Annotated in this window: 12 protein-coding genes; 5 read left to right on the top strand and 7 right to left on the bottom strand. The window is 63.5% G+C overall.

Features of this window, described 5'->3' with window-relative positions; genetic code table 11:
• Nucleotides 1–133 precede the first annotated feature (133 nt).
• Nucleotides 134–745, top strand: coding sequence for a ribosome hibernation-promoting factor, HPF/YfiA family (gene hpf, locus I3J27_RS00555; protein ID WP_270164219.1), 612 nt, complete (start codon nucleotides 134–136; stop codon nucleotides 743–745).
• A 236-nt stretch (nucleotides 746–981) separates the two neighbouring features.
• Nucleotides 982–1443, top strand: coding sequence for a PTS IIA-like nitrogen regulatory protein PtsN (ptsN, locus tag I3J27_RS00550; protein ID WP_045004831.1), 462 nt, complete (start codon nucleotides 982–984; stop codon nucleotides 1441–1443).
• A 314-nt stretch (nucleotides 1444–1757) separates the two neighbouring features.
• Here ptsN and I3J27_RS00545 read toward each other — a convergent pair whose 3' ends face one another.
• Nucleotides 1758–2393: a TetR/AcrR family transcriptional regulator gene (locus tag I3J27_RS00545; protein WP_270164218.1), complete on the bottom strand. Its 636-nt coding sequence runs from the start codon at nucleotides 2391–2393 to the stop codon at nucleotides 1758–1760.
• A 316-nt stretch (nucleotides 2394–2709) separates the two neighbouring features.
• On the opposite strand from I3J27_RS00545, the gene I3J27_RS00540 reads away from it, so the two are divergent.
• Genes I3J27_RS00540 through I3J27_RS00530 form a run of 3 tightly spaced genes read left to right on the top strand, consistent with a single transcriptional unit; the run spans nucleotide 2710 to nucleotide 6259 of the window.
• Nucleotides 2710–3513: an SDR family NAD(P)-dependent oxidoreductase gene (locus I3J27_RS00540; protein ID WP_270164217.1), complete on the top strand. Its 804-nt coding sequence runs from the start codon at nucleotides 2710–2712 to the stop codon at nucleotides 3511–3513.
• 33 nt (nucleotides 3514–3546) lie between these two features.
• On the top strand, nucleotides 3547–4674 hold the full coding sequence (locus I3J27_RS00535) for a DUF5938 domain-containing protein (RefSeq protein WP_270164216.1): 1128 nt from the start codon (nucleotides 3547–3549) through the stop codon (nucleotides 4672–4674).
• Between the two features lie 55 nt (nucleotides 4675–4729).
• Nucleotides 4730–6259 (top strand): AMP-binding protein, encoded by a 1530-nt coding sequence (locus tag I3J27_RS00530; RefSeq protein WP_270164215.1) that lies wholly within the window; start codon nucleotides 4730–4732, stop codon nucleotides 6257–6259.
• 99 nt (nucleotides 6260–6358) lie between these two features.
• Here the strand turns inward: I3J27_RS00530 and I3J27_RS00525 are convergent, their stop codons facing one another.
• The 6 genes from I3J27_RS00525 to ugpB all read right to left on the bottom strand — a co-directional run bounded on the left by I3J27_RS00525 (nucleotide 6359) and on the right by ugpB (nucleotide 11553).
• Entirely contained in the window at nucleotides 6359–6631 is a 273-nt protein-coding gene (locus tag I3J27_RS00525; protein ID WP_007598581.1) for a BQ00720 family protein, read from the bottom strand.
• Nucleotides 6632–6681: 50 nt separating this feature from the next.
• Nucleotides 6682–7107 (bottom strand): Hsp20 family protein, encoded by a 426-nt coding sequence (locus I3J27_RS00520; protein ID WP_014438749.1) that lies wholly within the window; start codon nucleotides 7105–7107, stop codon nucleotides 6682–6684.
• A gap of 259 nt (nucleotides 7108–7366) precedes the next feature.
• Entirely contained in the window at nucleotides 7367–8452 is a 1086-nt protein-coding gene (locus tag I3J27_RS00515; protein WP_270164214.1) for a sn-glycerol-3-phosphate import ATP-binding protein UgpC, read from the bottom strand.
• 6 nt (nucleotides 8453–8458) lie between these two features.
• Complete coding sequence (gene ugpE / locus I3J27_RS00510; RefSeq protein WP_028149788.1) at nucleotides 8459–9307, bottom strand: sn-glycerol-3-phosphate ABC transporter permease UgpE; 849 nt, start codon at nucleotides 9305–9307, stop codon at nucleotides 8459–8461.
• Nucleotides 9307–10188, bottom strand: a complete 882-nt coding sequence (ugpA, locus tag I3J27_RS00505) for a sn-glycerol-3-phosphate ABC transporter permease UgpA (RefSeq protein ID WP_270164213.1) — start codon at nucleotides 10186–10188, stop codon at nucleotides 9307–9309. The genes ugpE and ugpA overlap by 1 nt, the downstream gene beginning before the upstream one ends.
• 48 nt (nucleotides 10189–10236) lie before the next feature.
• A complete protein-coding gene (gene ugpB / locus I3J27_RS00500) occupies nucleotides 10237–11553 on the bottom strand; it encodes a sn-glycerol-3-phosphate ABC transporter substrate-binding protein UgpB (protein WP_270164212.1) in 1317 nt (438 codons plus the stop codon).
• Nucleotides 11554–11829 lie beyond the last annotated feature (276 nt).

Raw genomic sequence — 11829 nt, 5'->3', positions numbered from 1 at the left:
TTCGCGACCGATCCAAGCACGCGCATGATCCGGAAAAGTGCATAGCGGTTTTCCGGGAAGATCAGGCGCAGGGAATAACCTCGGCTGCGATGACGCGTCATCGCAGTCGGGACCAAACCAAGCGAGGCATCACATGACCCTTCGGATTTCGGGCAAGAGCGTCAGCGTCGGCGAGGCCCTGCGCGGCCGCGTTTCCGACCGGACTGATGAGGTCCTGCGCAAATATTTCGACGGCAATTATTCCGGCCATATCACGCTCAGCAAGGACGGCTTCGGCTTCCGCACCGACTGTGCGCTGCATCTCGATTCCGGAATCACGCTCGAAGCCGATTCGAATGCGCCCGATGCCTATGCCAGCGCCGACCAGGCCCTGATCATGATCGAGAAGCGGCTCAAGCGCTACAAGAGCCGGCTCAAGGACCGCTCGGCCCGCAAGGCCCATGTCGCCTCCGCCGCGCTGGCCGCGCTCGACGCGACGGCTTACGTGCTGGAAGCGCCGGGCGAGGGTGAGGACGAGGACGAGGTCACCGGCTACAGCCCCGTCATCATCGCCGAGGCCACCACCTCGCTGAAGCAGATGTCGGTCAGCGAGGCCGTCATGGAGCTGGACCTGAGCGGGGCGCCGTGCCTCGTCTTCCAGCACGGCTCCAGCGGCCGGGTGAACATCATTTACCGCCGGGCTGACGGCAATGTGGGCTGGATCGACCCCCCTGGAACCAAGGCGGACGCCAAGCCGGGCGGTTAGGTTGGGCTGTCATGGCTGGAACCGGGTCCCCCGTACCAACCGCAGCCCCCAACAATGACCGGGGCAAAGCCGCACGCAGGAGTTGGCACCGGGATTGCGTTGGAGTAGAAGCGCCCCACATCAGGATCGGGGCTAAGTCCCCCTCCTGCTTCACCTTCTTGACGCCGGCCCGGCGTGGTTCTCTCCAAGCTGGCCAATTCGGAACCTGACGGTTTAATTCACCTCGGAAACCTTCCATGCCGATTACCGATCTGGTCGCGCCCGAGGCGATTCTCCCGGCATTGAAGGTCAACAGCAAGAAGCAGGCCTTGCAGGAGCTCGCGGCCAGGGCTGCCGAGCTGTCCGGTCAGAACGAACGCGCCGTGTTCGAGGTGCTGCTCCAGCGCGAGAAGCTCGGCACCACCGCGGTCGGCTACGGCGTCGCCATTCCCCACGGCAAGTTGCCCAAGCTGGAAAAGATTTTTGGTCTGTTCGCGCGCCTCGATCGCCCGATCGATTTCGAGGCGATGGACGGCCAGCCGGTCGATCTCGTCTTCCTGCTGCTCGCCCCCGAAGGCGCCGGCGCCGACCACCTCAAGGCGCTCGCCCGCATCGCCCGCCTGCTGCGGGACCAGGACATCGCCAAGAAACTCCGCGCCTCGCGCGATGCCCAGGCGATCTATTCGGTGCTGGCCCTGCCGCCGGCGACTGCGGCGTAGTCGTCTCCGCTCTCGTGCCCGGACGCAAGCGCAGTGCTCTTCAGTGGTGCGCTGCAGAGCCTGGGCCCATCTCACGGCGCCTTCCCGCGTCGCCTTCTGGGTCCCTGTTCTGCGCCGCAACGCTTGAGCGTTGCAGCTTGTCGGGGACACGAGAGTTGAGGCACTTCGTAGCCTCACACTGCGTCGTTGCGAGCGCGGCGAAGCAATCCAGAATCTTTCAAAGGACTCTGGATTGCTTCGTCGCAAGTGCTCCTCGCACTGATGACGCGGAAACTTCATCTCTCAAATCAAGAACGGGCGCCGTCTGCTCGCGGTCAGCAGACCGTTGGTAGCAGGTACCGGACTTCGTCGAGCAGATCGGGAATCGCCCCTTTGTCGCCCGCGAGGTGCTTGAGCAAGGCACTCTGGAATAGACCGTCGAACAGCGCATAGAGCGCGGCGGGCGACGACGCCGGCCGCTTGCCGCCGAGCTCGGCATAGCGCGACGCGATGCGCCAGATCATCGCCTCCAGGCTCTTGTCGATCTCGAGGACGTCCTTGCGAAACGCCGCCTCGAACATCGCCTGCGAGCGCAAATCGTACCAGAGCCGGTGCATGCGGGCTTCGGTCTGCAACGTCGCTGCGAGCTTGGCGAGGAAACCCTCCGTCAATTCGTCGCGGCTCGTCGCGGTCGCGACGACCTCGTCATATCGCGTCACGCACTTCGCCTTGTAATGGCGGACGCAGCAGCAGATCAGGTCGAGCTTGTCGCTGAAATAATAGTGGAACACGCCGTGGGTGAACGCCGAGTTCTGCGCGATCTCGCGCAGGCTGGTACGCGCGAAGCCGAGCTCTCCAAGCGTTTCGAGTGCGGCCTCGGCAAGCTCGATGCGGCGCGCGTTGAACTTGTCGTCCCGGACGGCCTCCGCCACGGCCTCACGCTTCGCCGCTCCTGTCGCTTGCCGCGCCATTGTCGCGCTGTCTCCAGTCTCTTGGTCGCCACGATCACATCGTCCGTCATCGTCTACAGACCATCCTCTTTGACAACTGTCAAATTTTTACCTTGACAACTGTCAAGTTCCGGGAGGAGTGTGCGCGCCAAGAATTTGGACAGTCGTCAAGACGCCAGCAAATGGAGGAAATGCACCCACCGGCGCCACGCCGCCGGAACGGACTCGCATGCCGTTGCGCCACCGCGCCGGCACCGTGCCGCCGATCGCAGCACGCACCGATCATCAGCGAACAGATCAGTCCAACAGATCAGTCCAAGCAAAGGGAGGACGTGCGATGAGTGAGAAGAGTCTTGATGGCCGTAAAGCCCTGGTCACCGGCGGAGCCCGCGGGATAGGAGCCGCCATTGCAGAGGCACTGGCGCGATCCGGTGCGGCGGTCATGATCGGCGACATCCTCGATGATGTTGGCAGAGACAGCGCCGGCCAAATCGCCAAGCTCGGTGTGAAGACCGGCTTCGTGCATCTTGATGTCACCGACGATGCGCAGTGGGAGAAAGCGACCGCTGCGACGATCGCCACCCTCGGCGGCTACGACATCCTCATCAACAATGCCGGCATCGAGATCACCTCGCTGATCTCGGAGGTCAAGGCCGAGGACGCGCGGCGGATGTGCGAGGTCAACATCGTCGGCACCGTGCTCGGCATGAAGCACGCCTTCCGCGCGATGCGTCCGGGCGGACCGGCCGGCAAAGGCGGTGCGGTCGTCAACATCGCCTCCGTGGCGGCGACGATCGCCTTCCCGAGCATTGCGGTCTATTCGGGCACGAAATCTGCCGTCGACCGCATGACGCGGGTTGGAGCGATGGAAGCCGGCAAGCTCGGCTATGGCGTGCGCGTCAACTGCATCTATCCCGGCTTGATCCCGACCGACATGGGCATGCAGCTGGCCAACGACATCGTGAAGATCGGCCTCGCGCCCGACGTCAATGCGGCGGTCGGCTCGGTGGTGGAGCAGACGCCGCTCGGCAAGCTCGCGGAGGTCGGCGACATCGCCGACGCCGCGGTGTTCCTGTGCTCGAACGAAGCGCGCTTCATCACCGGCATCGGACTGCCGGTCGATGGCGGCATGGGCATGTAACAGACCTGACAACGAATTTTTCGGAGGATCACAATGAGCAAGAAGCCCGTCATCGTGTATGGCGCGTCCGGCTACACCGGCCGGCTGGTCTGCGAATACTTACGCGAGTACAACATCCCCTTCATCGCCGCCGGCCGCAGCGCCGAGAAGCTCAACGCCGCGATGAAGGCGAACGTGGCCGGCATCGAGACCGCCGATTACGAGGTGGTAGAGGTGCCGCACACCGTGAGCGCACTGACGGAATTGTTCAGCGGCGCTTCGGTGGTGCTCAACACCGTGGGCCCCTTCGCCAAGTTCGGCAACGAGGTGGTGCAGGCGTGCTGGGCCTCGCGATGCCACTACACCGACACGACGGGCGAGCAGGACTGGCTGATCACGCTCGAGCAGGAGTGGGGCACGAAGTTCGCTAATGCCGGCCTGCTGCTCGCGCCGGGCATCGCGCAGATGTACACCACCGGCGAGATCGCAGCCCAGCTGTGCCTGGAGACGCCCGGCCTCGACACACTCGACATCGCCGTGTTCTGGGGCGGCAGCCCGACCATCGCTTCGACGCAGACCATTCTGGTCAATGCCGCGATGGCCAAGGCCTACTATCTGGAGCAGAACAAATATGTCGAGCATCAGCCCGACGCCGGCCTCACCAACCTTGCCATCCCCGGCCAGCATGAGCTGGCGCTGGCGCTGCCCTGGGGCGGCACCTCGCACCCGGTGTGGTTCAAGCGCGATCCGCGGGTGGCCAATGTGAAGGTGCTGGGCGGCGTCTTCAATCGCGGACTGATGCTGGGCGTGCCGCAGATCGTCGCCGCCGCGCTGGAGGCGACCAAGGACATGAACCCCGACGACCGCTACGCCGCGTTGGCACAGACCGCTGCCGGCGTGATGAACACCATGCCGCCGCGCGAGAACCCGCGCGTCAACAAATCGCTGGATTCGGTGCATGCCTCCGGCCCGTTGGGCCGCGCGCACTGCATCATCTACGGCAACAGCAACTACAAGCAGACCGGCATGCTGCAGGCCTATGCCGCGGCGCACCTGCTGCAGCAGCCCCCCAAACGCGTCGGCTTCGCCTCCGGCTGCCAGGCGTTCGGCCATCACGAGTTGCTCGGGCAATTGCGCAGTTTTGGACTCGTCAGCAAACCGATCCTGACTGTGCAAGACTGAGTGAATCGCGGGTGACGCAGTCGCGCGTCACCCGCTTCCATTCACGGGATTGACCATGCGCTTCATCGATTACCTCGACAAAGGCGCCTCGCTCGGCGCGGACGCGCCGTGCCTGACCATGGACGGGCGCGATCTCAGCTATCGCGAGGTGCAACAGCTGAGCTACCGGATCGCGCGCGGGATCGACCGATCGGGTATTGCACCCGGCGAGAAGGTCGCAATCCTTTCCGGCAACGACCCGCTGGCGTTTGCCTGCGTGTTCGGCATTTCGCGCGCAGGCGCAGTCTGGTGCCCGATCAATCCACGCAATGAAGCGGCCGAGAACCGGTTCATCCTTGACCAGTTCGACTGCACCCTGCTGCTGTTTCATTCGAGCTTCGCGCCGATGATCGAGACGGCGCGCTCGGAGCTGCCGAAGCTGCGCGCTCTGGTCTGTCTCGATACCGAGTTGCCCTTCGCACCCTCATTCGACAGCTGGCTCGCCGGCCTCGCCGATGATCTCCACCAACGCGAAACGATCGACGATCTCGCAATGATCCCGGGCACCGGCGGCACCACTGGCAAGCCGAAGGGCGTCATGCTGTCGGGCCGCAACATCGAGACCATGACCGCGCTGACGTTGATGGGCTATCCCTTCAAGGGCCGTCCGATCTATCTCGCGCTGGCGCCGCTGACGCATGCGGCCGGCGTATTGTGTTTCCCGATCATGGCGCTCGGCGGCCGCATCGTGATCATGCATCACCCCGATATCGGCGAGTTCCTCGATCTGATCGAGCGCTACCGCGTCACGCACACCTTCCTGCCGCCGACCGTGATCTACATGCTGCTCGATCATCCGAAGCTCGATCGTAGCAGGCTCGGCTCGCTGCAATGCTTCTGGTATGGCGCGGCGCCGATTTCGGCATCGCGCCTTGCGGAAGCGTTGCAGCGGATCGGACCGATGGCGCAGCTGTTCGGCCAGACCGAGGCGCCGATGATGATCTCGATGATGGCACCCGATGCGCACTACAATGCCGACGGCACGATCGCGATGCAGCGGTTGGCGTCGGCCGGGCGGATCAGCCCGCTGGTGCAGGCCGGAATCATGGACGCGGACGGCAATCTGCAGCCGTCAGGCGAGCGCGGCGAGATCGTGGTGCGCGGGTCGCTGGTGATGGACGGCTATTACAAGAATCCGCAAGCGACCGCCGAAGCATCGGCGTATGGCTGGCACCACACCGGCGACATCGGCTACATCGACGCGGACGGCTACCTCTACATCGTTGACCGCGCCAAGGACATGATCATCACCGGCGGCTTCAACGTCTATTCGATCGAGGTCGAGAACGTGCTGCGGGCGCACGAATCGGTGCAGGATTGTGCGGTCATCGGCCTGCCCGACGACAAATGGGGCGAGCGGATCGTCGCAATCGTGCAGCCCCGCGCCAGCCAGCAGATCGATCCGGCGGCGCTCGCCGCCTTCGTCAAGGCGCAGATCGGCAGCGTCAAGACACCGAAACAGATCGAGGTCTGGGCCGACCTGCCGCGCTCCAAGGTCGGCAAGGTGCTGAAACCGGACATTCGCGCGCGGCTGTCAGGGCGCTGAGACGCGTCGCCGCGCCGTCACAAAAAAATGCGCGGGCCGCCTCGACCGAGGCATGCCCGCGCATTGAATTCGTCAGATATGCTGGCTAACCGCGTGCGCTCAGTGCACGCTCACCGCTTGCAACTCGTTGCTCCAGGCATTGGCGATAGCGGCTTCGCGGCTGTCGGTCAGCATGATCGGCGTGCCGTCGGCGGCGTGGAGCGCGAAGAGCTTGAGGCCCGGCGCGATTTTCGGGGCTTCGGGAAACAGCCCCGGCACATCCTCGGAGCGGATCTGCTTCACATAGGCGATATGACCTTCGCCGAGGGTGGCCAGCGTCTCGGGCGAGACGTTCTTGGCTTCGTATTCGAACGCAACGTGACCTTCACTCATGGTCTCGACTCCTCTGGAACACTAAGCGGTCGAGTCCGCTACTCGTTCCATTATTCGTGCTCATTGATAGCGATTGTCTTAACGATCCTCTCCGGTTCAGGCCGGGCAAGATCGACCGACAACAGCCCGTTCTTCAGATCCGCACCCAGCACCAGCATCCCTTCCGCCAGCACGAAGGTGCGCTGGAAGTGGCGCGCGGCGATGCCGCGATGGATGTATTGCCGGGTCTTGTCGTCCTGCTGACGCCCACGAATCACGAGCTGGTTTTCCTCAATGGTTACATCGAGTTGGTCGCGGGTGAATCCGGCGACCGCCAGCGTGATGCGTAAGCGCTCGGGCTGGCCGTCCGACCGGTCGCACCTCTCGATATTGTAGGGAGGATAGCCGTCGGCGCCTTTGACGACGCGGTCGAGCACGCGCTCGATCTCATCGAAGCCCAGAAGGAACGGACTGGAAAGCGTTGGAACACGAGACATAGTTTACAAAGTCCTCTCGAAGCGACTTTGGTGCATCAGGGCCCGTAGTGGCACCCCTTGGTCAGCAATATGGGCATATCCCCTTGGTGGTTCAAGCAGGTAGCCGGGGACCTGTGGATTCGGGCCGTCATGGCCACGCAGGCGAGACAGGCCCGGGCATGACGAACTCGCGGAAAAATTCTCCAACGAAAACAACCCCCCTTCTACTGTGCATGGGGTTGTTTTCGCGGTTTTGAATTGGCTGGCCCTTCGAAACCGGTCAGGCCTCGATCCGCGTCCGCCCGTCGCCGCTGAACAGATGCAGCTTCGCCCGTACCGCGGCGACGCGGATCCTCTCACCGATGGCGGGGGCCTCGGTTCCGGGGATGCGGACGATGACCTCGCCGGGCGGCAGTTCGCCGGGGGTGGCGGCGACGCTCTGCTCCTCCTGGTGCCGTGCGCCGTAGACGAAGGTTTCCGCGCCGACCCGCTCGATCGCTTCCACGGTGAGCGGCAATGCGATGCCGCCGGCCGGGGTCTGGTCGGTGATTGCAAAATCCTCCGGGCGGATGCCGAGGATGCCGGCCTCAGCCGCGCTGCCGCCGAGCTGCGATTTGATCTCCTCGGGGCGCGTCGACATCAGATTCATCGGCGGGGCCCCGATGAAGGACGCGACGAAGGTCGTGGCCGGCTTCTCGTAGATCGCGAGCGGGTTGCCGACCTGCTCGACCTGGCCGCCGTTCATCACCACGAGAACGTCGGCGAGCGTCATCGCCTCGAGCTGGTCGTGGGTGACGTAGATCGATGTCGTGTTGAGCCGGCGCTGCAATTTGCGGATCTCGACCCGCATCGCGATGCGCAGCTTGGCGTCGAGGTTGGAGAGCGGCTCGTCGAACAGAAACACCTTCGGCTGGCGCACGATGGCCCGGCCCATGGCGACGCGCTGGCGCTGGCCGCCTGAGAGCTGGCGCGGCTTGCGCTCCAGCATCGGCGCGAGCTCGAGCACGCGCGCGGCTTCCTCGACGCGGGTCTTGACTTCGTCTTCTTTCATGCCGCGGTTGCGCAGGCCGTACGCCATGTTGTTGAAGACGCTCATATGCGGATAGAGCGCGTAGTTCTGGAACACCATCGCGATGTCGCGATCGGCGGGCTCGATCTGGTTGACGACCTTGCCGCCGATGTCGATCTCACCGCCGGTGACCGTCTCCAGTCCCGCGACCATGCGCAGCAGCGTGGACTTGCCGCAGCCGGAGGGGCCGACCAGCACGCAGAACTGGCCGTCGCCGACATCGACGTTGACGCCCTTGATGGCCTCGAAGCCGCCGGGATAGGTCTTGCGGACGTTGCGCAGGGTGACGTTGGCCATAACTCTTTACTTCTCCGTCTCGACCAGGCCGCGCACGAACAATTTCTGCATGGCGACGACGACGAACACCGGCGGCAGCATCGCCAGCACGGCGGTCGCCATCACGATCGGCCATTCGGTCAACGCGTCGGTGGTGGTGATCATCTTGCGGATGCCGACCTGGATGGTCTGCATGTCGTCGCGCGTGGTGATGAGCAGCGGCCAGAGATATTGATTCCAGCCGAGGATGAAGAGGATCACGAACAGCGCCGCCATGTTGGTGCGCGACAGCGGCAGCAGCGTGTCCCAGAAGAAGCGCAAGGGACCGGCGCCGTCGATGCGCGAGGCTTCCAGCAGCTCGTCCGGCACGGTCATGAAAAACTGGCGGAACAGCAGCGTCGCGGTGGCCGACGCGATCAGCGGCAGCGCTAGGCCGGCATAGCTGTCGAGCATGTGCAGATCGGCGACGATCTTGTAGGTCGGATAGATGCGGACCTCGACCGGCAGCATCAGCGTGATGAAGATGATCCAGAAGATCGCCATCCGGAACGGAAAGCGGAAATACACGATCGCATAGGCCGAGATGATCGAGATCGCGATCTTGCCGATCGCGATCGCCAGCGCCATCACCAGCGAGTTCAGCATCATGTTGCCGACGGGCTCGCGGGTCGAGCCGCTCGTGCCGACGAAGATGGTCTGGTAGTAGACCTCGAAGAAATGACCGCCCGGCAGCAGCGACATCTGCCCGTTCGCGATCAGCGCGTTGTCCTGGGTCGAGGCGACGATCGCGATGTAGACGGGGAACGCGACGATCGCGATCCCGATCCACAGGATGGCGTGGGCGACGTAGCGCCGAAAGCCTTCTTCCTCGACCATCAGTAGGTCACCTTGCGTTCGACGAAGCGGAACTGGATTCCCGTCAGCACGATGACCATGATCATCAGGATCGCCGATTGCGCCGCGGAGCTGCCGAGATTGCCGCCGAGCAGGCCGTCGGAATAGACCTTGTAGACCAGCGTGACCGTCGAGGTTCCCGGCCCGCCGCGGGTCATGGTGTCGATGATGCCGAAGGTGTCGAAGAAGGCGTAGACGATGTTGACGACCAGCAGAAAGAAGATCGTCGGCGACAGCAGCGGGAAGGTCACGGTCCAGAACCGCCGCATCGGGCGTGCGCCGTCGATCGCTGCGGCCTCGAACACGCTCTTCGGGATGGCCTGCAGGCCGGCGAGGAAGAACAGGAAATTATAGGAGATCTGCTTCCAGGCGGCGGCGAGAATGATCAGCGTTGCGGCCTGATCGCCGTCGAGCAGCGGATTCCAGTCGATGCCCAGCGCGCGCAGATAGCGCGCGAGCACGCCGAGCGAGGGATGCAGCATGAAGATCCAGAGCACGCCGACGACGGGCGGTGCGACTGCATAGGGCCAGATCAGCAGCGTGCGATACAGCATCGAGCCGCGCAGCGGCTTGTCCGCCATCACGGCGAGGAGCAGCGCGAAGGACAGCGACGAGACCGCGATCGCGAACGAGAAGAAGAATGTCCGGACGATCGATTCGAAATAGGCGGGATCCCTGAACAGCTCGATGTAATTGTCGAACCAGACAAAGGTGGTCGACAGGCCGAACGCGTCCTGGAGCAGGAACGACTGGATCACCGCCTGCAGCGCAGGCCAGTAGAAGAAAATCAGGACAATTGCGAGCTGCGGCGCAACCAGCGCGTAAGGCAATAGCTTTGACTGGAAAATGGCCTGTTTTTGCATGATGTCAGCAGAGCGGCAGGCCGGGCGACCGGCCTGCCGCTCATCGCCTTACTTGACGGCGGTCTTTTCGAACTGACGCAGCATCGTGTTGCCGCGCTCGACGGCGGCGTCGAGCGCCTGCTTGGCGGTCTTCTTGCCGGCGAGCGCCTGCTCGATCTCTTCGGACCAGACGTCACGGAGCTGAACCATGTTGCCGAGACGCAGACCGCGCGAATTCTCGGTCGGCTCCTTGTTGGTCAGCTCGAGCAGCGGGGTCTCGAGATAGGGCTGGTCCTTGTAGAAGCCCTCGGCCTTGGCCTTCTCATAGGCCGCCTTGGTGATCGGCAGATAGCCCGAGGCCTTGTGGATGTAGACCTGGCGATCGGTGTCCGAGAGGAAGGTCAGGAATTTCGCGACGCCCTTGTACTCGTCGGCCGGCTTGCCGCCCATGACCCAGAGCGAGGCGCCGCCGATGATCGAGTTCTGCGGTGCACCCTTGACGTCCGGATAATACGGCATCGGCACGGCGGTGAAGTTGAACTTGGCCTGCGCCTTGACGTTGCCGAAGAAGGCCGACGAGGTCAGGTAGATCGGGCATTCGCCCGACGTGAAGCGGCCTTCACCGGTGTTGGTGCGGCCGGCATAGTCGTAGGTCTTGTCCTTCTGGAGCTCGACCAGGTTTTCGAGATGCTTGACCTGGAGCGGCCCGTTGAACTCGAGCTTGGTGTCGAACCCGTCGAGACCGTTGGCCTTGCTGGCGAGCGGCACGTTGTGCCAGGCGGAGAGCTGCTCGAGATTGACCCAGGTGATCCAGGAGCCGGAGAAGCCGCAGGTGGCATGTCCGTTGGCGTGGAGCTTCTTGGCGGCCTCGAACGTTTCGGGCCAGGTCTTCGGGATATCGACATTGGCCTTCTTCAGCTCGTCGAGGTTGACCCACATCACGGTCGACGACGAGTTGAAGGGGAAGGACAGCATCTCGCCCTTCGAAGTCGAGTAATAGCCGGTGATCGCGGGCAGATAGATCTTGGGATCGAATTTCTCGCCGGCGTCGGCCATCAGCTTGTAGACGGGCTTCACGGCGCCGGTCGCGGCCATCATGGTCGCGGTACCGACTTCGAACACCTGCATGATGTGGGGAGCGTTGCCGGCACGGAAAGCCGCGATGCCCGCATTCATCGTGTCGGCGTAGTTACCCTTGTAGGTCGGGATGACCTTGTAATCGCTCTGTGCGGCGTTGAAGTCGTTGGCCAGCTTGACGATGACGTCGTTGTTGGCGCCGGTCATCGCGTGCCACCACTGGATTTCAGTCGCGGCCCATGCCGGCGAAGCGCCAAAACCAACGGTGACTGCAAGCGCGGCAGCCGCGCCAAAGTGTCGAAGAGCCATCAAGAAAACCTCCCTCAGCCGTCAAAAATGATCGCTTGCGCTAGCAGCGCCATATGACGTTCACATGACTGTGTAAGCGGCCGAAACGAAAGCGGCAAGCGCTGGAAAAGGGAAGCTGTCAAATAGGCGAAGACGATGCGAACAGCCTCCTCCGTTCGCAGTGCACCTGCGTGCCCGCGCCGCAGTGCGGCATTGCTAGATGGACGTGGAAAGCGAGGGGTCTTGGCGTGGAGTGGCGTGAGGTAGAACCGATGCGGCTCCGGTCTCCCGAACCTC

This window comes from Bradyrhizobium xenonodulans, from assembly GCF_027594865.1.
GTDB lineage: Bacteria > Pseudomonadota > Alphaproteobacteria > Rhizobiales > Xanthobacteraceae > Bradyrhizobium > Bradyrhizobium xenonodulans.
Note: the sequence above shows the minus strand (reverse complement) of the source record. Positions and strands in the feature narration are given on the sequence as shown.